Source organism: Actinophytocola sp. (assembly GCF_036555685.1).
Classification (GTDB): domain Bacteria; phylum Actinomycetota; class Actinomycetes; order Mycobacteriales; family Pseudonocardiaceae; genus Actinophytocola.
On record NZ_DATBKY010000128.1, the window covers coordinates 1 to 22,345 of the forward strand.

At 71.3% G+C, this 22,345-nt stretch carries 20 protein-coding genes; 8 read left to right on the top strand and 12 right to left on the bottom strand.

Annotated features, from left to right (window positions below):
• Positions 1-749: ABC transporter permease (locus VH969_RS13065; protein WP_331973984.1), on the top strand; the 749-nt coding region annotated here is incomplete at its 5' end.
• Positions 749-1,555: an ABC transporter permease gene (locus VH969_RS13070; protein ID WP_331973985.1), complete on the top strand. Its 807-nt coding sequence runs from the start codon at positions 749-751 to the stop codon at positions 1,553-1,555. The genes VH969_RS13065 and VH969_RS13070, both read left to right, overlap by 1 nt.
• 16 nt (positions 1,556-1,571) lie before the next feature.
• On the opposite strand, the gene VH969_RS13075 is transcribed toward VH969_RS13070, so the two are convergent.
• The gene (locus tag VH969_RS13075; RefSeq protein ID WP_331973986.1) at positions 1,572-2,072 is read right to left on the bottom strand and encodes a hypothetical protein; all 501 of its coding nucleotides are present in this window, start codon (positions 2,070-2,072) and stop codon (positions 1,572-1,574) included.
• A 102-nt stretch (positions 2,073-2,174) separates the two neighbouring features.
• Between VH969_RS13075 and VH969_RS13080 the strand changes: the two genes are divergently transcribed.
• Positions 2,175-3,224: a LacI family DNA-binding transcriptional regulator gene (locus VH969_RS13080; RefSeq protein ID WP_331973987.1), complete on the top strand. Its 1,050-nt coding sequence runs from the start codon at positions 2,175-2,177 to the stop codon at positions 3,222-3,224.
• A gap of 48 nt (positions 3,225-3,272) precedes the next feature.
• On the opposite strand, the gene VH969_RS13085 is transcribed toward VH969_RS13080, so the two are convergent.
• Entirely contained in the window at positions 3,273-5,039 is a 1,767-nt protein-coding gene (locus tag VH969_RS13085; RefSeq protein ID WP_331973988.1) for a carbohydrate-binding module family 20 domain-containing protein, read from the bottom strand.
• Between the two features lie 221 nt (positions 5,040-5,260).
• On the opposite strand from VH969_RS13085, the gene VH969_RS13090 reads away from it, so the two are divergent.
• Positions 5,261-6,298 carry a hypothetical protein gene (locus tag VH969_RS13090; RefSeq protein ID WP_331973989.1) on the top strand — a complete coding sequence of 346 codons (1,038 nt, stop codon included), beginning with the start codon at positions 5,261-5,263 and terminating at the stop codon, positions 6,296-6,298.
• Positions 6,299-6,386: 88 nt separating this feature from the next.
• Positions 6,387-7,457 (top strand): J domain-containing protein, encoded by a 1,071-nt coding sequence (locus tag VH969_RS13095; protein WP_331973990.1) that lies wholly within the window; start codon positions 6,387-6,389, stop codon positions 7,455-7,457.
• Here the strand turns inward: VH969_RS13095 and VH969_RS13100 are convergent.
• Entirely contained in the window at positions 7,454-8,917 is a 1,464-nt protein-coding gene (locus tag VH969_RS13100) for a DUF7782 domain-containing protein (RefSeq protein WP_331973991.1), read from the bottom strand. The two genes, VH969_RS13095 and VH969_RS13100, sit on opposite strands and share 4 nt — an antisense overlap.
• A gap of 100 nt (positions 8,918-9,017) precedes the next feature.
• Between VH969_RS13100 and VH969_RS13105 the strand changes: the two genes are divergently transcribed.
• A complete protein-coding gene (locus VH969_RS13105; RefSeq protein ID WP_331973992.1) occupies positions 9,018-9,389 on the top strand; it encodes a DUF427 domain-containing protein in 372 nt (123 codons plus the stop codon).
• A gap of 177 nt (positions 9,390-9,566) precedes the next feature.
• Here the strand turns inward: VH969_RS13105 and VH969_RS13110 are convergent, their stop codons facing one another.
• Together VH969_RS13110 and acpA are read right to left on the bottom strand one after the other, a co-directional pair.
• A complete protein-coding gene (locus VH969_RS13110; RefSeq protein WP_331973993.1) occupies positions 9,567-11,438 on the bottom strand; it encodes a pectate lyase-like domain-containing protein in 1,872 nt (623 codons plus the stop codon).
• A gap of 148 nt (positions 11,439-11,586) precedes the next feature.
• Positions 11,587-13,152, bottom strand: a complete 1,566-nt coding sequence (acpA, locus tag VH969_RS13115; protein WP_331973994.1) for an acid phosphatase — start codon at positions 13,150-13,152, stop codon at positions 11,587-11,589.
• Between the two features lie 296 nt (positions 13,153-13,448).
• On the opposite strand from acpA, the gene VH969_RS13120 reads away from it, so the two are divergent.
• Positions 13,449-13,904: a hypothetical protein gene (locus VH969_RS13120; protein WP_331973995.1), complete on the top strand. Its 456-nt coding sequence runs from the start codon at positions 13,449-13,451 to the stop codon at positions 13,902-13,904.
• Positions 13,905-13,933: 29 nt separating this feature from the next.
• Here VH969_RS13120 and VH969_RS13125 read toward each other — a convergent pair whose 3' ends face one another.
• The 7 genes from VH969_RS13125 to VH969_RS13155 form a co-directional block, all read right to left on the bottom strand.
• Positions 13,934-14,608: a DedA family protein gene (locus VH969_RS13125; RefSeq protein ID WP_331973996.1), complete on the bottom strand. Its 675-nt coding sequence runs from the start codon at positions 14,606-14,608 to the stop codon at positions 13,934-13,936.
• 114 nt (positions 14,609-14,722) lie between these two features.
• Positions 14,723-16,120, bottom strand: coding sequence for a M36 family metallopeptidase (locus VH969_RS13130; RefSeq protein ID WP_331973997.1), 1,398 nt, complete (start codon positions 16,118-16,120; stop codon positions 14,723-14,725).
• A 270-nt stretch (positions 16,121-16,390) separates the two neighbouring features.
• Entirely contained in the window at positions 16,391-16,546 is a 156-nt protein-coding gene (locus VH969_RS13135) for a hypothetical protein (RefSeq protein ID WP_331973998.1), read from the bottom strand.
• Positions 16,547-16,636: 90 nt separating this feature from the next.
• A complete protein-coding gene (gene ypfJ, locus VH969_RS13140; protein WP_331973999.1) occupies positions 16,637-17,530 on the bottom strand; it encodes a KPN_02809 family neutral zinc metallopeptidase in 894 nt (297 codons plus the stop codon).
• Positions 17,531-17,559: 29 nt separating this feature from the next.
• On the bottom strand, positions 17,560-17,748 hold the full coding sequence (locus tag VH969_RS13145) for a hypothetical protein (protein WP_331974000.1): 189 nt from the start codon (positions 17,746-17,748) through the stop codon (positions 17,560-17,562).
• A 22-nt stretch (positions 17,749-17,770) separates the two neighbouring features.
• Entirely contained in the window at positions 17,771-19,468 is a 1,698-nt protein-coding gene (ilvD, locus tag VH969_RS13150; RefSeq protein WP_331974001.1) for a dihydroxy-acid dehydratase, read from the bottom strand.
• Between the two features lie 224 nt (positions 19,469-19,692).
• Positions 19,693-20,838 (bottom strand): sugar phosphate isomerase/epimerase family protein, encoded by a 1,146-nt coding sequence (locus VH969_RS13155; protein WP_331974002.1) that lies wholly within the window; start codon positions 20,836-20,838, stop codon positions 19,693-19,695.
• Between the two features lie 170 nt (positions 20,839-21,008).
• On the opposite strand from VH969_RS13155, the gene VH969_RS13160 reads away from it, so the two are divergent.
• Complete coding sequence (locus tag VH969_RS13160) at positions 21,009-22,196, top strand: ROK family transcriptional regulator (protein ID WP_331974003.1); 1,188 nt, start codon at positions 21,009-21,011, stop codon at positions 22,194-22,196.
• Positions 22,197-22,345: the final 149 nt, after the last annotated feature.

Sequence of the window (22,345 nt, forward strand, 5' to 3'; positions counted from 1 at the left end):
TGTTCCTCACCGCGTTCTGGCACACGGACCCGTTCACCGGCAAGGTGATCACGGACTGGTCGCTGGACAACTTCCGCACGCTGGTGACCGACTCGGTGTACCGGACGATCACGTTCCGGACGGTCGGCATCGCGGCCGGAGTGACGGTGATCGACGTCCTGATCGCGTTCCCGATGGCGTTCTACATGGCCAAGATCGCCTCGCCGCGGGCGCGCCGCATCCTCGTGATCGCGGTGCTGACGCCGCTGTGGGCGAGCTACCTGGTGAAGGCGTACTCGTGGCGCACCATGCTGTCCGGCAACGGGGTGCTGAACTGGTTGCTCGACCCGGTCGGGCTCCACACGCCCGGCTACGGGCTGACCGCGACCGTGATCACGCTGTCGTACCTGTGGCTGCCGTACATGATCCTGCCGATCTACGCCGGCCTGGAGCGGCTGCCGGACTCCCTTGTGGACGCTTCCGGTGACCTCGGCGCGCGGCCGTCCCGGACGTTCCGGTCGGTGATCCTCCCGCTGACGTTCCCGGCGATCGTGGCGGGATCGATCTTCACGTTCTCGCTATCGCTGGGCGACTACATCACGGTGAAGATCGTCGGCGGCACGAGCCAGATGCTCGGCAACGTCGTGTTCGACAACATCGGCGCGGCGAACAACCTGCCCTTCGCGGCTACGGTCGCCACCGTGCCGGTGGTGATCATGCTCCTGTACCTGGCCGCCGTGCGCCGGACAGGCGCGTTGGAGAACCTCTGATGCGATTTTCACGGGCCACCCGCTACCTGCTCCTCGCCGCGCTCGTGCTCGGCATGGTGGTGATCTGGTTCCCGCTGCTGCTGGTGCTGCTGAACTCGTTCAACGCCGACACCACGTTCGGCTGGCCGCCGTCCGCGCTGACGCTGGAGTGGTGGTCCCGCATCGCGACGAACGAGGGCGCGCGGGACGCCCTGTGGACGAGCGTCCAAGCCGGACTCGCGGCGACGGCCATCGCACTGGTCCTGGGCACGATGGCGGCCTTCGCGTTGCAGCGCTACAGGTTCTTCGGCCGCGACACGATCTCGTTGCTGATCATCCTGCCGATCGCGCTGCCCGGCATCGTCACGGGCATCGCGCTGAACAACGCCTTCCGGACCATCCTGGGCATCGACCTCGGCCTGTTCACGGCGATCGTGGCGCATGCGACGTTCTGCGTGGTGGTGGTGTTCAACAACGTGATCGCGCGGCTGCGCCGGTTGAGCGAGCACATGCAGGAGGCGTCGATGGATCTGGGCGCGTCCGGTTTCACGACCTTCCGCCTGGTCACGTTCCCGATGCTGCGGTCGGCCCTGCTGGCGGGCGGGCTGCTGGCCTTCGCCCTGTCGTTCGACGAGATCATCGTGACGACGTTCACCCTGGGCACGGGCCTCGAGACCCTGCCCATCTGGATCCTGAACAACCTCTTCCGCCCCAACCAGACCCCGGTGGTCAACGTGGTGGCGGCGATCCTCATTCTCGTCTCGACGATCCCGGTCTACCTGGCACAACGACTCTCCGGCGACACCGCGAGCGGTGGCCGCCTCTGACCATTGGCGCCGGTGGTCACCAAGCCTTGATCGAGAGGTGGCGGCTGCGCCAGGTTCGCCTGCGCTGGGCCATTGCCGCGTACGTGGCCGCCGTGACCAAGCCGTACGCCGCGTGCGGGACGGCGTCCGCCACCCAGTCCGTGGCGCTCCACTCGCGCGGGTCCGACACGCCCATGACCGCCATCGGCGCGCTGGCTCCCACCATCGCGCCGAGCGTCGCCGCCGCGCCGGCCACGGGCAGGGAGGGACGCCAGCCGGCCGCGCGGGCGGCGCCGTACGCGGCGCCGGTCAGCACGCCCGTCGCAAGGCCGAGCAGGGCCCCGGCCGCCGAGACGCGGTTGTCGCGGCCCTGCTCGGGAATCTCCACATGCGCCCGGTCGGCAAGGCGCGCCACGCTCTGCTCCGGAGTGCTGCTGGCCGGCCGGCCGCGCACGAGCATGTCGAGGTAGGTCACCGCGTTCAGCGCGGTGGTGCCCGCCGCACCGGCCGCCATGCCGCGAAGGATCGGATCGAGCATGTGACGCGGGTGCCCGTGGCCGGTTGCGTCAAACACGCCGGGAAGTTGTGCGCGTCTTGCGGAAATCGGCTGTAAGGTATTGCAGACGGACGGAGGCGGAGCATGGCTCAGGAGCCGGCAGGGGTGCCCGCCCGGCTCAGCGACATCGCCGCGCAGGCCGGGGTCAGTGAGGCCACGGTCAGCCGCGTGATCAACGGGCGGGCGGGTGTCTCCGCGACCACCCGGCAGGCCGTCGTCACCGCCATGGACGTGCTCGGCTACGAGCGGCCGCCCAGGCTCCGCGCGCGCAGCGCGGGGCTCATCGGGCTCATCACGCCGGAGCTCTCCAACCCGATCTTCCCCGCGCTCGCCCAGGTCATCGAGCAGGTGCTGACCAGCCGCGGCTACACGCCCGTCCTCTGCACGCAGACGCCCGGTGGGTCCACAGAGGACCAGCTGACCGACCTGCTCGTCGAGCGCGGCGTCACCGGCATCGTCTTCGTGTCCGGGTTGCACGCCGACTCGACGGCCGACATGGACCGCTACGTCAAGCTCGCCGGCCGGGGCGTGCCGTTCGTGATGATCAACGGCTACACCGAGAAGGTGTCCGCGCCGTTCGTATCCACCGACGACCGGGCCGCCGTCCGCCTGGCCGTCTCGCATCTCGTCGAGCTGGGGCACGAGCGCATCGGGCTCGCGATCGGGCCGCGCCGGTTCGTACCGGTGGTCCGCAAGATCGAGAGCTTCGTCCAGCAGCTGCGCACGCTCCTCCCCTACACCGCCGAAGAGGCCGAGGAGCTGGTGCAGCACTCGCTGTTCACCGTCGAGGGCGGGCAGGCCGCGGCCACCACGCTGCTCGGCAAGGGCTGCACCGCGATCGTGTGCGGCAGCGACCTCATGGCGTTCGGCGCGATCCGCGCGGCGCGGCAGGGCGGGCTGTCCGTGCCGGGCGACGTGTCGGTCGTGGGCTTCGACGACTCGCCGCTGATCGTGTTCGCCGACCCGCCGCTGACCACGTTGCGCCAGCCGGTCGAGGCGATGGGGCAGGCGGCGGTCAACGCGTTGCTCGAGGAGATCGGCGGCACGCCCGCACCGCACGCCGAGTTCGTGTTCATGCCGGAACTGGTGGTGAGAGGCTCGACCGGAGCCGGGCCACGACGGCCCCGGTCGTGAAAGCCCGGCGGCAGGACGACCCCGGTCAGCCCTGCCGCCGGGACGCCATCACCGGCGGAACGTGCCGCCGTCGACCGGCTGCGAGCCACCCGCCTGCGTGCGCATGGTCCGGTTCGCGCCGGTCTCCCAGATCACCGGCTGCCCGTCCTGCCGGATGACGAACTTGTACTCGATGTCGGTGTGCGCGGGCAGCGAGGCCGTCCCGTTCCAGTGCGGGTACGTGCCCGGGCCGGTGGTCAGCGGCACCGCGGCCGCCGGGTTCCAGGAGCCGAGCTCCGGGATGTCGCCGACGACATAGACGTTCTGGCCCCAGACGGTCTGCGCCTGCACGGTGTAGCCGACGGCGACGCGGTCGGGCTGGGGCTCGCCGGGGCTGCCGGTGTGGAACGCGACGGCACCCTTGGCGGGCACGGTGAGCGTGGTACGTCCACCTGAGACGGTCACGCTCGTGGCGCAGCCGTCGAGCACGTCGCAGTACGAGCCGTCGGGCAGGCCGGTCGTGTAGGTGGCGGTGTGCGCGGCGCCGGTGTTGTTGATGGCGACGAAACCCGTGCTGCCGCGGCCGAAGCCGACGACGTTCGCGGCCGGCGACTGCCAGTTGGCCACGTTCGCGGTGCCGACGGCGTTGTGCCAGCCGACCATGCCGGTGATCAGCGGGTCACGGTCGAGGCAGTGCCAGCCGTTGCCGCAGGCCGTGTCGGTGACGAACCCGTTCGAGTTCGGCGGTGCCGCGTCGGCGCCGGCGAAGTCGAACCCCGCGTACACCGTTGGTGTGGCGTGCTTCCAGGCGAGCTGGAACACGTTCGCCAGCGTGGCGGTCGCACCGTCCTTGTAGGACAGATGGCGGCCACTGCGCTCGGTGTCGTGGTTGGTTACGAAGGAGACCGAGTTGTCGGCGGGCAGGATCCCCCAGCTCGGCCCGAAGGAGGACAGGCTCGCTATGTCGCCCTGGAACGCACCCTTCATCTTGTCCGCGTAGGTGAAGTCGAGGACGTCGCCGGCGCCGTAGTAGTCACTCGGCGCGGGCGGCTCGCCGGGGAAGACCTCCTGGAACACGAACGGCCGCGCGCCGGAGCCCGTGTTGTGCAGCTGCCCGACGATCGCCGCCAGCTCGCCGGCCGGGATGTGCTTGGCCGCGTCGACCCGGAACCCGTCGACGCCGAGGCCGATCTGCGCGTTGAGGAAGCCGGCGATCGTGTTGCGCACGCTCGCGTCGCTGGTGTCGAGGTCGGGCAGGTCGAGCAGCTCGCAGTGCTGGACCTCCCAGAGATCGCCCCAGTTGTTGATCGCGTGGTTGCAGACGTCGACGTTGTACTGACCGCGGTCGTACATCGGCGGGTCGTACTTGTCGGCGAGCACGGTGCCGTCGTAGCCGGTGCCGGTCTGCGCGGCGGTGTGGTTGACGACGGCGTCGGTGTAGACCTTGACGCCGGCGGCGTGGCAGGTGGAGATCATCGTCGCGAACTCGGCCTGCGTGCCGAAGCGGCCGTTGAGGCGGTAGCTGTAGGGCTGGTAGACGTCCCACCACACGCCGCTGGGATGGTGGAGCGACTCGCCGGGCGGGGCGACCCAGACCGCGCCGAAGCCGGCCGGGTCGAGGTGGTCCCGGCACTCGGCGGCGACCGAGCGCCAGTTCCAGGACCAGAGGTTGGCGATCACGTCGCCGTTGGGAGTACCGGTGTCGGCGACCTGAACGGGTTGTGCCGCTTGCGTTTCGGCCGACGCGGCAACCGTGGCGACGGCGATGCCGGTGGCGACGGCCAGCGCCGCGGCGAGCGTCTTGTGCAGGGGTCGATGCAGGGATGGGGCTCGCATGCTGGTCTCTCCTCGTCGAGAGTGTGCTTGCGAAAGTTTCTGAAACATCTTGCAGCCTACGGCCGTGCCTGCCCGCTGTAAATGCCTCCGGCCTCGGCCCGACACCAGGCACCCGCACCGGTGAATTTTGTTGACAGTTGAATGACGGGCCGTAATGCCTCCTCGAAGACCGGCGACGCCCGGGATGACTTTTTACCTTCCGGTCTGGGAATCGAGTTGCCATGGACAGCGCGCGGCAAGCATTGCGGTGGAGCATTCCGGGGTTGATTTTCGTCCTGGAGCTGGTCGCGTTCGCCGCGGTCTGGCGGCTGACCAGTGGCGATGACCCCACCGACATCATCGACGGCATCGGGCCGACGACCGCGCTCGCGACGATCCTCGCCGGAATTCCGCTCGGGTTCCTGCTTTACCAGCTCTATTACCGCAACTACCGGCCGTACGGCCGCAGCGTGCTGCTGTTCCTGCGCTATCCGCTGGAGATCCGGCACGGCCTTCGCCAGGCGCGTCCGTACTGGTCGTTCGTGCGCAGAGACCGCGGCGCGGACATTCTCCGCCGGTACTACCAGCTGGGCGGGCATCCCAACCTTGTCCGGCGCGCATGGCACGAGGATCCCGTCCCGGACCGCGAGGACGCCGCGCGAATACGTGACGTCACCGCGGCCCGCACCCTGTTTCCCAACACCCGACCGTCGTCGTTCAAGGTGCTGACGCTTGACGAGCCCTTGCACGCCGGATGCAGCGCCGAAGAGCCGGCCGTCTGCCAGAAGTGCCGCTACGAGTACGCCAAGCGCTTCCGATGGAACTGGGCGGTCATCATGGCGTTGCTCGACTACGCGGGGAACCGCCCGGATGGCGCGGCCATCAAGCTCGAATACGCAGCCGGCTCCGACATCTACCACGCGCTCGGCGCCGCTCGGACGGCTATCGCGACCGCCGCCATCGGCTCGATCGGATACCGGCTGACCTTCCACATCCTGTTCGGGCCGCCCGTGCACGTCGGGCATCTCGTCCAGTTCGTCGTGGGCGGCTCGCTCATCGCTCTGCTCGCCTACGCGCAGTACCAGGTCATTCACAGCGCCCGCGAGCAGGCGTCCACCAACCTGACGATCCGGACCGCCGCCGCGCTGTGCTGGTTCTCCCATCTGGCGGCCGTCCGCAACGGTCGTGACCTGTCGCGGCCGGGTGGGGCCGCCAAGCGGGCCGGGTCGGGGAACGGCAACGGCGCCGCCGACCGCCGTTCGCAGCGGGCGGGTGGTTGAGCCCCGAACGTGGGGGCGGGCGGGAGGCCATAGTCTGTGCCGCGCGGAAAATCGGACGGGCACGACGACGGGCGGTGCGGTGCGCGGAGTGGACTACTACGAGCTGCTCGGCGTGTCGCGGCACGCCTCCGCGGCCGAGATCAGGTCCGCCTACCGCTCGCTCGCCAAGGTCATGCACCCCGACGCCGGGGGCACGGCCGGCACGTTCCGCCTGCTGCGCGAGGCCTACGAGACGCTGACCGACCCCGAGCTGCGCGACGACTACGACGGGGGCGGCGAACCGGAGCCAGCACCCGAGCCGCGGCCGGACAGGCCGCGGCCCAGGACCCGGGACGACCCCGACTTCGTGCCGCACCTGCCCGAGATCCCGCCGACCGCCTACCCGTGGTCGACCACGCTGCCGCGGGACGGGCGGACGATCCTCGTCCCCGCGGTACGGCCCGAGCGGGCCGTGGTGCTGGGCGCGGCCGGCGCATGGGTCCTGCTGGCGGTGCTGGCGTTCGCCGTCGGGCCGCCCGCGGCGGTGCTCGGAGTGTGGCTGGTCCTGCTCGCCGGCGCGGGGGTCGTGCTGGGCGGGCTCACGAAACGGCACCTCGTCGCGCGGCGGGCCGACCAGGCGTTCGTCGCGGAACTCGGGGGCCGCACGGTGTTCGGGCGGCCCGGCGACGAGCCGGACGAGGTCGGCCAGCGGCTCACGGCGGACCTGCTGCGGACGTACCTGACGAAGATCCCCGGCGTGCGGGTCTTCCACGGGCTCGCCACCGAGGACGGCTCGGTCTTCGCCGACCTCGACCACGCCGTGCTGTGCGGCCGCCGGCTCGTGCTGATCGAGTCGAAGGTCTGGCTGCCCGGCCACTACGACCTCGACACCGCGGGCCGCCTGCGCCGCAACGGCCACCGGTTCCGCGGCGGCACCGCGCGGCTGCCCGGCTGGCTCGACGCCTACCGCGCGCTGCTGCCCGGCCTCGAGCTGCGCGGCGTCCTGCTGCTCTACCCCAGCCGCACCGGCAAGATCACGGTGGGCGACGCACCCGCCGACGTCCCGCCGATGGTCCCCGAGCAGTTCGTCCGCGAGATCGGCACCTGGCTCGCCGCCGATCCGTCCACTATAGACAAGCAGGCCGTCCGTACGCTGCTGCGCCGGGTCGTGACGCCTTAGCGGCCCTCGGCCGGCACGAGCATCCCGTGCAGCACGAGGTCCCGCACGATCGGCAGCGCGGCCGCGGTGTCGAGCTCGCCGTACGCGAGCTCCAGCAGCGCCAGCAGGTCCTCGAGGGGCAGCGCGCCGCGGCAGCCGGCCAGCAGCCTCGCCGTCGGCTCGTCCACCTCGTGCTGCCAGCCCGGCCCGTCGGTGCGGTGCAGCCGCCGCACGAGCGGCGCCCACCCGTCGTCGGCCGGGGCGGCGACCTCCTCCAGCACGACCGACGCCGGCACCGTGAACCGAATGCTCGCAAGGCCGTCGCCGTGGGCGCGCAGCCAGGCCGCCGCGGACAGCCACCGCGACGTCTCCGGGCCGAGCGGGTCGTCGAACGCGTGCCGCAGGTCCTCGCACACCACGACCTCCTCCGCCGCGTCCGTGCGCCGCAGCGTCACGTAGCCGAACCCGACGGCCTCGACGTCGTTGGCCGCGAACCAGTCCAGCCACGCGCCCGCCCGCGCGGCGCCCGCCGGCGAGCGCGGGTCCACGCCCGCGTCCCGCAGCCAGGTGCCGACGTACAGCGCGGGGTCGGCGACGTCGCGCTGCACCACCCACGCGTCCACGCCCGACGGCAGCCACGACGTGACCCGCTCCGCCCAGTCCTCACCGCGGCGGTGCAGCCACGAGGCGAGCAGCTGGCCGACGCCGCCCTCGGTCAGGAACCGCGGCATGCGGCGGACGACGAGCGCGCTGGCGTCGTCCCCGCCCAGCCCGGAGTCGCGGTAGACGTAGTCCACCCGCGGCGGGCCGACCACGAACGGCGGGTTGCACACGATCTGGTCGAACCGCCGGCCCCGCACCGGCTCGAACCACGACCCCTCGGCCAGCTCGACGTCGACCTCGTTCAGCCGGAAGGTCCCCCGCGCGAGCGCCAGTGCCCGCGGGGACACGTCGGTCGCGGTGACCCGGTCCGCGTGCCTGGTCGCGTGCAGCGCCTGCACGCCGCACCCGGTGCCGAGGTCGAGCAGCGTGCCGACCGGGCGGCGCGCCGTCGCGCGGGCCAGGTTGACCGACGCGTGGCCGACGCCGAGCACGTGGTCCTCGGGCACCGCGCCACCCCGGTGGTCGGCGTCGAGGTCGGCGATCACCCACCACTCGTCCTCGTACGGCCGGATGTCCAGGCCCGCCCGCCCGGCAGGCGTGACGACCTCGTTCGCCACCGCGTCGTCGAGGTTCACCGAGCCCAGCGCGGCGCGCACCCCGGTCACCGGCTCGGCATCGCCCAGCAGGAAGAGGCGGATCAGCGTGCCGAGCGCTCCCGCGTCCCGGCTCGCGCGCCGGGCCGGCTCCGGCTCACCGCGGCCGAGTGCCGCGTGGGCGTGCGGGCCGAGCGCGGCGAGCACCCCGTCGGCGGTGTACCCGGCGGACAGGAAGGCCTCGCGCAGCCGCGCGCAGAGGCCGGCGGAAAGATCAGGCGGCACGGACGCAGATCGTCTCACGGCGCCGGGAACAATCCCGGCTCGCTCCGACTTGCACGGAGCAGGAGGACGATCGACACACGAGGACGGAGAACCCGACGCGATGGCCCGACCGATGAAGACACCCGGCCCCGACCACCCGATCACGATCGAGCCGAACCCGGCACGGGTGACCGTGCGCGTCGGCGACAAGATCGTGGCCGACACGACCGCCGCGCTGAACCTGCGCGAGGCGGACTACCCCGCGGTGCCCTACATCCCGCTCGCCGACGTCGACCCGGCATTGCTCAAGCCCACCGACACCAGCACGTACTGCCCGTACAAGGGTGACGCGTCGTACTACACGGTCGTCCTCCCCGACAGCGAGCTGACCGACGTGGTGTGGACCTACCGCGAGCCCCACCCGGCGGTGGCGGAGATCGCCGGTCACGTCGCGTTCTACCCGAACAAGGTGGAGATCAGCGAGGCCGCCTGAGCGGCCTCATGTTTGCGGCCCGCCGACGCGGGCTACCCGAACACAGAAGTCAGCCGGCCCGGATGCAGGGCCGGGCCGGCAGGCTCGGCCCGTCGACGCTGCCCTCGCGGTCGGCGGGCCTTTCCATGTGATCGCCGCCCACCCCGCGGGTACGAACCGCGGGGTGGGCGGCGTTGTTCACGGCACCGGGTAGTCGGCGACGTAGACGGGCACCCCGACCCGAGTGGTGTCGGCCGGGTCGCCGAGCCCGTTCACGACGTGGTCGATCGTGCCGGCGTTCAGGTTGACGGTCATGATGTGGTGCAGCCGCACGCCCGGCCGTTCGGGCACCTCGAAACCGTTCTCCGTGTGGATGTCCGGGTTGTTCCGGTTGAACACGTAGACCCCGGCGCCGTACAGCGCGTGCGTCCGCACCCGGTCGCCGACCTTGTAGCCGGCGAAGCCCTCGACGTCGCCGTTCATCCAGTCCGCCTGCGTCGGCGGGTCGTAGGGCAGCTCGTTCTGGTACAGGATCGTCGTGCCGCCCTCGCCGTTCCAGACGGTGTTGTATCGCTGGAAGTGCTCGACGAACAGGCCGGTCGCGGTCACGTGGTCGCCGTTGATCACCGCGCCGTAGCGACCGGTGTTGGTGTTCCACCGCTGCGTGTCGGTGAGGTTCTCGACGCCGTGGTCCGCGCGCCACACCCAGGTGTGGTCGATGAGCACGTCGTCGCTGTCGACCTCCAGCGCGGTGTCCGTCTTGCCGATGTGCGGCCCGCCGACCCGGAAGTACACGTCGGACAGGGTCGTCGGGTTGCGTGGCGAGCCGTGGCCGTGGCCACCCCGCTTGCCGACCCGCAGCAGTACCGGCGACTCCTGCAGGCCCGCGTCGACGGTGACACCGGCGACGATCACGCCCGGCACGTCGGCGATGTCGATCGGGGTCGCGCCGCGCACCGCGGTCAGCGTGGGGTGCCCGAGTCCGAGCACGACCGTGTCGGGCCGCTTGACCTCGATGCTGCGGTCGATGTCGTACACGCCCGGGGTCAGCAGCAGGTTCCGGCCGCGCGCGAGCTGCTTGTTGATCTCCTTGGCGTCGTCGCGCGGTGTGGCGACGAAGAAGTCGGCGAGCGGCACCGTGCGGCCCGCGGTCATGCCGGCGCCCCACGAGACTCCGCTGGTGTTCGTCCGGGCGGCCGGCACGCGCACGTTGTAGCCGCCGCGCGAGTCGAGGAACAGGTACGGCTTCTCGCGGCTCACGGGCGTGGTGGCAAGCGTCGTGTACGGCGGGTTCGGGAACGCGGCGTCGTCCGGGGCGCCGGCGACGCCGGCGAAGACCTGGTTCCACACGCCGTTGGACCAGCTGCCGATCTCGCTGTTGCGGGTCAGCCACTGCTGCTGCGAACCGTTGATGACGGCCGGCAGCCGGGAGTCGGCGATGAAGCCGCCGCTCGCGAACTGCGGGCCGGCGGTGCAGTAGTCCATCAGCGAGAGGGTGCCGCCGGTGATGTTCAGCCGGCGCATCGAGACGGCCTGCGAGACCGCCCAGAAGTTTGCCGTCGACCGGCAGCCGTCCTGGCCGGCGGCGTCGATGTCGATCGACAGGTTCGACAGCGTGCGCCAGAAGTTGACCAGGGCGAGGCAGTTGCTCGTGCCGCCGTCGTCGAGGCAACGGTTGTAGACCTCGACCTTGCCGTGGATCACGACATCGGTGGGGGACGCGCCCAGGCCGGCGATCTCGGTGTAGTAACCGACCTTGACCTGCAGCGGGTGCTGCGCCGAGCCGTACGTGCCCGGCTTGAAGAGGAACGCGAAGCGCTGGGTGCCCATCTCGTTGTCGACCTGCGTGGCGTGCGCCGCGTCGAGCGCCGCCTGGATGTCCGCGACCGGCATGCCCGGGTCGAAGACGGTGACGTTCGGCCCCAGGTCGCCCGGGCCGCCACCGGGCCGGGCGGGTGCGGCGGCGGCGGTACCGGCGATCACGCTGACGGTCATCGCGGCGGTCAGCGCGAGTACCGCGCCGAGCGCGAGCAGCCGGCCTGTTCGTCTGTGCGGGGGTTGGTTCGTCATGCCTGTTCTTCCTCTCCACCCCGGAAGTTCTTGGCGAGCTCGTGAGAGCGCTCTCATGTTCTACCGTGCGACCGGCCCGGACGCCATACCTCGTGGTGGCGGAGTCCGGGCCGGCGCGGCTGTCCCCGGGTTTGGTGCCGCAGCGTCCTCAGTGCAGCAGCGTGAAAAGGTCGTGCACGGCCGCGTCCCGGGTGCCCAGCGGGCGCAGGTGGAAGCGAGCCTCGATGGTCGCCATGACCGACGTCGTGTCGTAGGCGGTGTGGTCGACGGCGGACTTGTGGCGCAGCTGCGGGGTGATCAGCAGCGCCGGGATCCGGGTGCCCGGTCCCCAGATGTCGCTGACGCCGCGGCGGCCCGCCGGCGGCGCTACGTGGTCCCACTGGCCGCCGAACTCGTCGTAGGTGACCACGATCAGCGTGTTCTTCGCGTCCGGCCCCGCCTCGACCGCCTTGATCAGGTCGACGAGGTGCCGGCTGCCGGTGTCCTCGCTCGCGTAGCCGGGGTGCTCGTTCTCTTCGCCCACGGGCTTGATGAAGCTGACCGGCTTGAGCCGGCCGGCCTTGGCCGCCGCCACGAACTCGACCTCGTCACGCAGGTGCGCGGCGCGGGCGGGCGTGCCCGGCGCGAGGCTCGCGTAGTAGTTGAACGGCTGGTGGTGGTACTGGAACGTGGCGTCCGGGCAGTTCGGGTACACCGCACCGGCGGCCGTGCGCGGGTTGGTGCACGTACCCGGCGTCGTGCCGTTGGTCCATCCGGGACCGCCGACGTTGCCCGCCGCGTTGTCCCAGCCGCCCGAGTACCAGGCCCAGTCGATGCCCGCGTGCGACAGGCGGTCGCCGATGGTCGGCGTGGTCTGCGGGGGCAGCCGGCGCGAGGCCGGCGTGCCCGGCGCGTAGGGCTGGTAGGGCGGCTGCATCGTGTTGATCGCATAGTCGCCGCACGCCGTGCCCGGCGGTGGCGGGGCCGCACCGGCCGGCACCGCGCAGGAGCCGTCGGGGTTCGCCGCCTGGGTCAGCGCCTGGTCCTTCGTGCCGGGAGTGGCCGGGTGCAGCGGCGTCGCCGCGGGGAAGCCGTCCGGGCCGACGACCGAGTGCAGGTCGTCCGGCCCGCCGTCGCGCACCGCGCCCGGCCAGGTCGGCGTGTACGGGGTGATGAGCCACTGGTGGTTGAGGAACGAGCCGCCGAACGCCGCCTGGAACAGGTGGTCGGCGACGGCGTAGCGCGGCGCGTGCCGTCCGTGCAGGTACTCGTAGATCGGCAGGCCGCGGGTGTCGTAGTGACCCATGACGAGCCCGACCGCGTCGCTGCCCGCGACGTAGCGGTTCATCCGGCCGCCGTTGATCTGGTACTGCTCGTTGTAGAAGCGGTGGACGAGGTCACGCGTGCAGCCACCCGGAAGTCCCTGCCCCTTGGGGATGCCGTTCGCCGCGAACTGTCCCGGCGCCGGGCAGGTGGTGTCTTCCGGCGCGATGTAGTCGTCGATCGAGAACGGCCGGTTGCGGAAGGCCGAGGCGACCGGCTGGCCCGCGGCGGTGCCCGTGCAGCGGACGGGCAGCGGCGGCGAGGTGAGGTTGACATCGTTCTGCGGCAGGCAGTCCAGGGTCGTGCCGTCGGGCGCGACCTGCCGCTGCGAATGCGCACCGGCAAGCCCGTCGACGTGCTCCCAGCCGCCGAAGAGGTTGTCGAAGCTGTGGTTCTCCTCGTAGATCACCACGATGTGGTCGATCTTGTGGCCGTCATGGCCATGACCGTTCGAATGTGCCGCCGCCGACGCGGAGCTCGCAATCAGGACGGGAAGCGCAAAACCGACAACGGTGCCACGTAACAGCGTCCGGGACATCACACGCACCTCCAGGTAGCCCCCGACCGCCACGGAGCATCGTCCACGGCACGACCGATGGCAACCCCCGGAGCGCGACCCGAGCCGTCCTCTGTAGATGGCCGCGGCCGACGCCGCGGACCGCGGCAGGCACGCTGGCATGTCCTCGTCGCGTCCGGTTAGCTGCAGGCGTGCCACACGACCCGCACGTCCTCGGCCCGGGCCTCGCGCCCACCCCGTTCACCGCGGACCAGATCCGCGCCGGCTGCCCCGCGGGGCGCAGCATCCGGCTGCTCGTCGCGGACGACGGCGAGGAGCCGTACGTACGTTTCAACAGGTTCGTCGAGTGCGACGAGACCGGCGCGCTGATCGAGCGGGGCCGGGAGGGTGCGCCCGGGGAGGCCACCCGCTCGACGTGGGCCGGGCTGCAGGCACACGCGGCGTTCCCGATCACGGCCACCACGATCGAGCCGGAGACCATCGCCATCCCGCTCGGCGTGCTCGAGTGCGACCGCTACACCGTCCGCGACGACGACGGCGTGACCGTCTTCTGGTTCGCGCAGGCCTACCCCGGCATGCCGGTGCGCTTCACGCGGCAGGAGGGCGGGCGGACCATCGGTACCACCACGATGATCGAGAGCTCGTGAGCGCGGCGGGAGCGTGGCGGGAACGCGGTTCAGCTGCCCGCCGGCTCGGCACCCGGCGCGGCCGCCGCCTCCGCCGGTAACGGCGTCTCGTCCTCGTGCGGGTGATGTGCGGCCATGCGCTTGCGGACGATCATGGTGCCGACGACTCCCGCGACCACGGCGACGGCGAGGCCGATCCACGAGAAGCGCGACAGCCACTCCTCGGCGACCGTGCCCAGGTAGTAGACGGCGGCCGTCGTGCCGCCGGCCCAGACGATGCCGCCCGCCGCGTTCGCGGCGAGGAACTTGCCGTAGTGCATGTGCAGCGAGCCGGCGAGCGGGCCGGCGAGGATCCGGAGCAGCGCGATGAAGCGGCCGAAGAACACCGCCCACACGCCGCGCCGCTGGAACACGCCGCGGGCCTTCGCGATGTGCGCCGGTCCGAAGTGCTTGGGGAACCTGCGGCCGGCCCACGCGAACAGCCGCGGGCCACCCTTGCGGCCGATGACGTAGCCGATGCTGTCGCCGACGATGGCGCCCACGCTCGCGAACACGCCGATCCACAGCGGGTTGAGCGCGTCGTGCTGCGAGGCCAGCAGGGAGGCGCTGACCAGCACGATCTCGCCCGGCAGCGGGATGCCGAGACTCTCCGTCCCGATCACCAGACCGACGATCAGGTAGACCGCCAGCGGCGGGATGGCATTGAGGATCTCGTCGACGTGCAAATGCCCCTCCTCGTCCGGTCGCGCCCCGACATGGGACCACACGGTGCGGACGGGGCGTCGGTTCACCCCACCGAACGGCCCGGCCTGTCCGGCCGGGCCGCCCGGGCGGCGGTTCTACAGGATGCCGCGGGCCTCGAACGCGGCCCGCACCTTCGCGGCCGCGCCGGCGCCGTAGAGCGCCTTCGCTGTGTCGACCGTGACCCGCGCGGCCGCCGGCATCTTGGTGTTCGGCCGGTACGAGAACTGCGCCTCGAGCACCAGCGTCGCCGCCTTGGTGCGGCCGAGCGCGTTGTACACGTCGAACAGCGCCCGCGACCAGATCTGGCCGTCGAAGTGCACCTCACCGATCCGGTCCGCGTACGTCAGGTCGGTGTCGGTGCGCCGCAGGCAGTGCGGCTCCTCGTCGGTGTAGGAGGTCGAGTCCCAGTCCATGATGCAGGCGAGCGGCGTGACGTCGGTGTCCGGCTGGACGGCGGCGGACATGACGAGCGCCCACCAGTCGCCGAAGCCCTCGCCGATGGCGCCGGCGTCCGGCGTGGAGCCGAAGTTGGGCACCTGCGCGTCCTGGATCGCGTGACCGTACTCGTGCCAGATCACCTCGGCGTCCTCGGCGTCGTCGACCCCGCCGGTGCCGAACGTGATCCCGTCCGTCGACGGATCGTAGAAGGAGTTGTCGTCGGTGAACCCGGTCGTGGTGAGGTCCTGCGGCTCGCTGTTGACGTCACTGAAGCCGAGCCGGTGGATGTACCGCTGCGCCTCGGTGACGCTGTAGTACGCCATCACCTGCTCGAAGTGGTCGTTCGCCCGCAGGTAGTTGAACTCCAGCTCGCTCGACCGCGGCTGGGTCGCCACCGGGTCGATGATCGTGGCGTAGGCACCGGAGAGGAAACCGGATCCGTCGAGGTTGGTAAGCCGGACGTGCTTGTAGGCCCGCTTCGGCACCGCGGCGTTGGCGTCGTCCTGGTCGGTCAGCGACTCGTCCTGCAGCGTGGTCACCGGGTTCGGCGAGAACACCGTGCCGGTGCCGGTGTCGCGCTTGATCAGGCTCTCGGTCTTCAGCACCGCACCGGAGGTGGCGTCCACGAGCGTGCGGCTGGTGCCGGCGGTGGAGCGGGTGAGCACGGAGTAGACCAGCTTGGCCTGGCTGCCGGGCAGCACCGCGACCTCGCTCGCCACGGCCGCGCCCTTGGCGCGGTTGCTGGCGGATGCCTTGGCCGACGCGGTCGCCACCCGCGGCGCGGCCGTGCCGGCCAGGCCGCTCACCGCCATGCGCCCGTCGTCGATGGTGACGCGGCCGCTCGTCTTGTCGACATGCTTGGCGTAGTAGCCGCCGAGCACGGGGTGCCCCGCGTAGGTCTGGGCGTACCAGTAGTGGGTGGCGAGCAGGGAGTCGCGCGTGGCGACGAGCTTCAGCCCGCTCGTCCCGGGCGCCGCCGTGGCGGACGCACCGGACAGCGGGAGCACGAGCGCGGCAACGGACAACGCTGCCACGGTGAGACGACGCAGACGCATGGGCCGGTCTCCTGAACTCGGGCCCGGCGTGACTGCCGGGCGGTGCGAGCAGCAACGTTAGACAACTCGGCCCGATCGGGATATAGCCCGAACCGCCCATTGGGCGGGGATTGTGCGGGGCATGCGGGGCAGGCCCCGGAAGATAGGACAAATGGGACCTGCCAGCGCAACCGGCGGCGCACAAGCCGGCGCGCGGCCCATCGATCCCCAGTGGACCCGATGTGCCGCGCGCCGGCTGTTATTCAGTTGAACGAATCAGGAAACTTCGGATCAGTACCAGTGGGCCCGGCCACCGACCCGGCGGCCCGTGCCGCCCAGGATGGCGAGGATCGCGCCCACCACGATCAGCACCAGGCCGATCGTCCACAGGATCGAAATGTTCGCGATGAATCCGATGATGAGTAAGATCGCGCCAAGAATGATCAACGGGGACTCCTTTTTGGGGAGAGTCGACATTCAACCGTGGGGCTCACGGCGTCTCCGCCACACGAATTCCCCCTCTGCCGGGTCCCAAACCTAGCCGAGGTTGTCCGTGTCGAAGGTGTTACAGCGCGTGGGGTCCCCGGTTCGGTAACCCATCGTGTACCACTTCTGCCGCTGCGCCGACGAACCGTGGGTGAACTGCGTCGTGTCGACCCGGCCGCCGCCCAGCTCGCGCTGGATGAAGTCGTCGCCGATGCGGGACGCGGCGTCGAGCGCGGCGGTCACGTCGGCTTGCGTGACGCCCGTGATCAGGGGTTCTCCGGACGCGGTCGGCGTCGTGGCAGCGTGGTTGGCCCACGTGCCGGCATAGCAGTCCGCCTGCAGCTCCAGGCGCACCGAGTCCGACTTCGGCCCGGTGGCCCCGCTGACCTTGTCCGACGTGCCGAGCAGGTGCTGCACGTGGTGGCCGTACTCGTGCGCGAGCACGTAGCCCTCGACGAACGGCCCGCCGGTGGCGCCGAACCGCTGCCGGAGCTCGGTGAAGAAGTCGAGGTCGATGTAGACCTCCGCGTCCGCGGGACAGTAGAAGGGCCCCGCGGCCGAGGAGGCGTTGCCGCAGCCGGTCTGCACGCCGCCGGAGAAGAAGTTGGTCTGTACCTCCTGGTAGTCGCCCGTCCCGAACTGGCCGGCCCAGTAGGACTGGATCGAGTTGATGAGCGCCACCGCACGGCAGTCGGCCTCGCGGTTGGCGTCGGCGCCGGTGCGGCACCGGTCGGCGATGGCCTCCGAGCCGACCTGCTGGCCGTCGTCCACGTCGCCGAAGCCCGACGGCAGCGCGTCGCCGCCACCGCCGAGCTGGCTGATGACGAAGTAGATGATGAGACCGACGATGCCGAGCCCGCCACCGCCGGCGGCGATGCGACCGCCCATCCCGCGCTGGTCGCTGACCTGTGAGGTGTCGAGCTCGGCGTCCTCGTTGAACCGCACGCGTGTGTCCCTCCGGTTGTCAGCGGCTCTCAGCGCCGGCGGCGCCAGGCGACGCTGCGGCCGCGTACGGCCGTACCGATGCCCGCCATGTGCAGGGAGACGCACAGCAGCCCGGCGATGATCAGCGTCATTGTCGTGATCGTTCCGCCGAGGTCTGCCTTGGCGAGGTCGAGGATCAGGGCCAGACCGAAGATGACGGCGGCGATGATGGCGAACACGGGCTGCCTCCTTGTTCTGTTGTCATGACGGCCGGCGGCCGCCTGGTAGGTCGGGGTTCGTCGTCGCGCCCGTGCTGGCGCTGCCGACCTGCGCCTCGTACTTCGCGAGCACGCCGGTGCGGTACGGGTTCGCGGGCGCCCGCCACGCCGCGGCGCGGGCCGCGATCTCCTCGCCGGGCAGGTCGACGTCGATGCGCCGGGCGGCCACGTCGATCGTGACCGTGTCCCCGTCGCGGACCGCCGCGATCGGCCCGCCGCGGGCCGCCTCCGGCGCGACGTGGCCTGCCATGAACCCCCGCGTGGCGCCGCTGAACCGGCCGTCGGTGATCAGCGCGACCTCCGGGCCCAGGCCCGCGCCCTGCAGCGCGCCGGTGACGGCGAGCATCTCACGCATGCCCGGCCCGCCCGCCGGTCCCTCGTTGCGGATCACCACCACGTCGCCCGCCTGGATGTCGCCCGCGAGCACGGCGGCCATCGCCGCCTCCTCGCCCTCGAATACGCGCGCCGGCCCGCGGTGCCAGAGCCGCTCGTGGCCGGACAGCTTGACGACCGATCCGTCCGGCGCGAGGTTCCCGCGCAGGATCGCGAGCCCGCCGGTCGGCTTCAGCGGGCGGTCCAGTGGCCGGACGACCTCCTGTCCGGGAGCCTCCGGCGCGTCCCGCGCCGCCTGCCCGAGCGTGGCGCCGGTGACGGTCGGCGCGTCCGGGTCGACGAGGCCGCCCTCGACGAGGCGGCGCACGAGCAGCGGCACGCCGCCCGCCGCGTGCAGGTCGGTCGCCACGAACCGGCCGCCTGGCTTGAGATCGCAGATCAGCGGCGTCTTCGCGCTGATCTCGTCCATGTCGTCGATCGTGACGTCGACACCCATCTCCGCGGCGATGGCGAGCAGGTGTAGCACCGCGTTCGTGGAGCCGCCGGACGCGGCCACCGCGACCATCGCGTTGCGGATGGACGTCCGGGTGATCACGTCGTGCGGGCGGATGTCGTTCGCCAGCACGTCCATCGCGAGCCGGCCCGTCTTCTCGGCCACGCCGCCCTTGCGCTCGTCCTGGGCCGGCACCATGGCGGAGCCGAGCGGGCTGATGCCCATCACCTCGAACACCATCGCCATCGTGTTCGCCGTGAACTGCCCGCCGCACGCGCCGAAGCCCGGCGAGGCGGCCTCCTCGAGCTCGGTCAGCTCGGCGTCGGTGAGCCGGCCCGCCGCGTGCGCGCCGATGCCCTCGAAGACCTCCTGCACGGTGACGTCCCGGTCGTGCCAGCACCCGGGCCGGATCGAGCCGCTGTAGAGCAGCACGCTGGGCACGTCGAGCCGGGCCATCGCCATCACGGCGGCGGGGATCGTCTTGTCACAGCCGGCGATCCCCACGAGCGCGTCGAAGCAGTGCCCGCGCGCGACGAGCTCGATGGAGTCCGCGATGACCTCGCGCGACACGAGCGACGTCCGCATCCCCGGGGTGCCCATGGTGATGCCGTCCGAGATCGCGATCGTGTTGATCTCCATCGGCGTGCCGCCCGCGGCCCGCACACCGTCCTTGATGGACGCCGCGAGCGTGCGGTGGGCGAAGTTGCACGGCATCGTCTCGGTCCAGCAGTGCGCGACGCCGACGAACGGTTTGGCGAGCGCCTCCGCGTCGTAGCCCATGCCCTTGAGCTGAGCCCGCGCGCCGGCCCGCGCCGGACCCTCCACAAGAGACCGTGAACGGTGCTTGAGGTCCATGGTCACTCCTCGCCCGAGCGCCTCCGCATGGCGCAGTCAACGGTAGCGCCACGCGCACGCGTCGGCGCGACGACCAGGATGCCGGTCTCGTTTTGCCTGGTTACCGGAATGCGGAGACCGGCAGGACCTCGGTCGAGGTGCCGGCCGGTCTCGTCGCCCCGGTCAGCCGCGCGCGGGCGAACGCGCGTCCAGTGCGGTCGGCGCGGTCAGCGCCGTCGATGCGGTCAGCCGCGCAGGCGGGCCATCGCCGCGTAGCTCTCCGCGGCGAACTCCAGCGACTGCCCCGGGTGGGCGGCGCCGCCGGGTGCGTTGTCCTGTTCGTACATGGGGTTGTGGTAGCCCTTCGCCCCCATGTTCGCGAAGAAGTTCTGGTAGTCGATGTCGCCCTCCCCGAAGGGAACCATGTCGTACCCGTCGGCGCTGGCCGGGTTCGAGTCGCCGTCCTTCGCGTGGAAGAGCGGGAAGCGCTTGGTCTGGTTCTGGACCACGCGCAGCGGGTTGAAGACGTCCTCCTGCTGGGAGCCGTCCGGCGCGGTGTAGGTCTTGTACCGGAACTGCGCCACGTGTGCCCAGAAGATGTCCATCTCGAGCCAGACGGATTTCGGGTCGCTGATGCGCAGGAAGTACTCGAGGCGGCGGATGCCCGACGACCTGGTCGGCCGGCCCTGGGCGTCCAGCGGGCCCGAGTCGAGCAGGAAGCTGTAGGCCTCGTGGTGGTTGTGGGTGTAGAGCTTGATGCCCGCGGCCTGGGCGATCGTGCCCATCGCGTTCCACTTGTCGGCGGCGACGTCCCAGTCGGCCTTATAGGGGCTGCCCGTCGGGTCGCCGCCGGTGCCCATGTGGCTCATGCCGATGATGTTCGCGATCTCCAGCTGCCGTTTGAACTCGTCCCGGTCCGGCCGGGACAGTGGCCAGGAGGACGGGATGAAGCCGTGGTTGCCTTGTGCCACAAGGCCTGCGTCGTCGAGCCAGCTGCGCAGCAGGTGCGCGCCCTCGATCGTGCCGAGGTTCGCGCCGCCGGGCGAGTTGGCGTGCTGGGTGTAGCCGGCGAACTCGACCTGCCGGTAGCCCATCTCCCCCAGCGCAAGGAACACGTCCCGGAAGCCCGACGGGAGGTCGGTCGAGTTGGGGTCGCGCCCGATCGCGTCCCGGACGGTGTAGATGATGATGCCGCGCTTGGCCGGCGGCACCAGCACGCCGTTGGCCGCGGCGGACGCGGCCGGCGCCGCCGATGCGGTGGCGGCCCCCGCGAGTGCCGCCGCGGCGGCGACACCGGTGCTCGCCGCAGCGCCGAGGAATCGACGCCGGCTCAGGCCGAGTCTGCGTTGCAGGGTTTCCGCGGGAGTGGCTTCTCTGTCCTGCTCGTACATCAAACTCCTACCTTTCGATGGAGTGCCCCCGAACCCTCGCTACAACGACCGACACTAAGCCGACTTTTGCGTGGTGGTCAAGCAAAAGCTTGTAGACAGTCGGACAAAGATGGGGATCTTCTAGACTGAAGTGCGAACATGGCCGAGAGTGACCGCGGAGGTTACGGAGCATGCCCGGTGAGCGGCCGCATCCAGACGGCCTCGCCGCCGGTCGCGGCGAGGTCTTCCAGCTGCTGCGCGACGGCCGCCCGCGCACGCGCGCGGAGCTGTCGGCCGAGACGGGGCTCGCCCGCTCGACGATCGCCGAGCGCATCGACACGCTGCTCGCCAAGGGGCTACTCCGCTCCGCGGACAAGGCCGGCTCGACCGGTGGCCGGCCACCGGCGACGTTCACGTTCAACCCGCAGGCGCGCGTTGTCCTCGCCGCCGACATCGGCGCCACGCACGCCACGGTGGCGCTCACCGACCTGACCGGCGACGTGCTCGCCGCGGAGGAGAAGAAGGTCGACCTCGCGGTCGGCCCGCGGGCCGTGCTCGGCTACGTCGTCGAGACAGGCACGGCGCTCGTCGAGCGGACCGGCCGCGCCGCGGCCGACCTGCTGGGGATCGGCGTCGGCCTGCCGGGGCCGGTCGAGCACTCCACCGGCAAGCCGGTGATCCCGCCGATCATGCCGGGCTGGGACGGCTTCGACGTCAAGAACCACCTGGGCGAGCGGCTCGGTGTGCTGACCCTTGTGGACAACGACGTGAACCTCATGGCGCTCGGCGAGCACAAGGCGTACTGGCCGGACGAGCCGAACATGATGTTCGTGAAAGTCGCCACGGGCATCGGCAGCGGGCTGATCAGCGACGGGCGCCTGCACCGCGGCTCGGCCGGCTCCGCGGGCGACATGGGCCACGTGCAGCTGCCGCACGGCGCGGACGTGCCGTGCAGCTGTGGCAACCTCGGCTGCCTGGAGGCGGTAGCGAGCGGGTCGGCGATCGCCGCACGGCTGTCCGCGGCCGGCATCACAGCGGAGACGAGCTCGGACGTGGTAGCCCTGGCGCGCGCCGGCTCGGTCGACGCGGTGCAGCAGATCCGCCAGGCGGGCCGGGACATCGGTGAGGTGCTCGCCACCGCGGTCAGCCTGTTCAACCCGTCCGTGATCGTGATCGGCGGCTCGCTGTCCCAGGCGGGCGAGCACCTCATCGCGGGCGTGCGCGAGGTCGTCTACCGCCGCTCACTGCCGCTGGCGACGACGGAGCTCCGCATCGTCCAGTCCCGCGCGGGCAACCAGGCTGGAGTAATCGGGGCGGCGACGATGGTCATCGACCACGCGCTCTCGCCGTTCGGTTTGGACGCTCTGCTCGAGCGGTGAGCCGAGCTCCTCGCGGAGGATCGCGTCGATCCGCGCGGACGCCTGCCGCAACGCCGGCCGCGCCGCCAGGAACGACACCACGACGAGGCCGGCCACCGCGACTGGCAGCACGACCGGCAAGCGCACGCCGCCCCACGTCGCGAGCGCGC

What these genes read in the sequence shown, in the direction of transcription:
- VH969_RS13160 (WP_331974003.1), top strand. Translation starts at nt 21,009, where the DNA reads ATGCCCGGTGAGCGGCCGCATCCAGACGGCCTCGCCGCCGGTCGCGGC.
- VH969_RS13080 (WP_331973987.1), top strand. Translation starts at nt 2,175, where the DNA reads ATGGCTCAGGAGCCGGCAGGGGTGCCCGCCCGGCTCAGCGACATCGCC.
- VH969_RS13130 (WP_331973997.1), bottom strand. Translation starts at nt 16,120, where the DNA reads ATGCGTCTGCGTCGTCTCACCGTGGCAGCGTTGTCCGTTGCCGCGCTC.
- VH969_RS13070 (WP_331973985.1), top strand. Translation starts at nt 749, where the DNA reads ATGCGATTTTCACGGGCCACCCGCTACCTGCTCCTCGCCGCGCTCGTG.
- VH969_RS13085 (WP_331973988.1), bottom strand. Translation starts at nt 5,039, where the DNA reads ATGCGAGCCCCATCCCTGCATCGACCCCTGCACAAGACGCTCGCCGCG.
- VH969_RS13105 (WP_331973992.1), top strand. Translation starts at nt 9,018, where the DNA reads ATGGCCCGACCGATGAAGACACCCGGCCCCGACCACCCGATCACGATC.
- VH969_RS13090 (WP_331973989.1), top strand. Translation starts at nt 5,261, where the DNA reads ATGGACAGCGCGCGGCAAGCATTGCGGTGGAGCATTCCGGGGTTGATT.
- VH969_RS13155 (WP_331974002.1), bottom strand. Translation starts at nt 20,838, where the DNA reads ATGTACGAGCAGGACAGAGAAGCCACTCCCGCGGAAACCCTGCAACGC.
- ilvD (WP_331974001.1), bottom strand. Translation starts at nt 19,468, where the DNA reads ATGGACCTCAAGCACCGTTCACGGTCTCTTGTGGAGGGTCCGGCGCGG.
- VH969_RS13110 (WP_331973993.1), bottom strand. Translation starts at nt 11,438, where the DNA reads ATGACGAACCAACCCCCGCACAGACGAACAGGCCGGCTGCTCGCGCTC.
- VH969_RS13075 (WP_331973986.1), bottom strand. Translation starts at nt 2,072, where the DNA reads ATGCTCGATCCGATCCTTCGCGGCATGGCGGCCGGTGCGGCGGGCACC.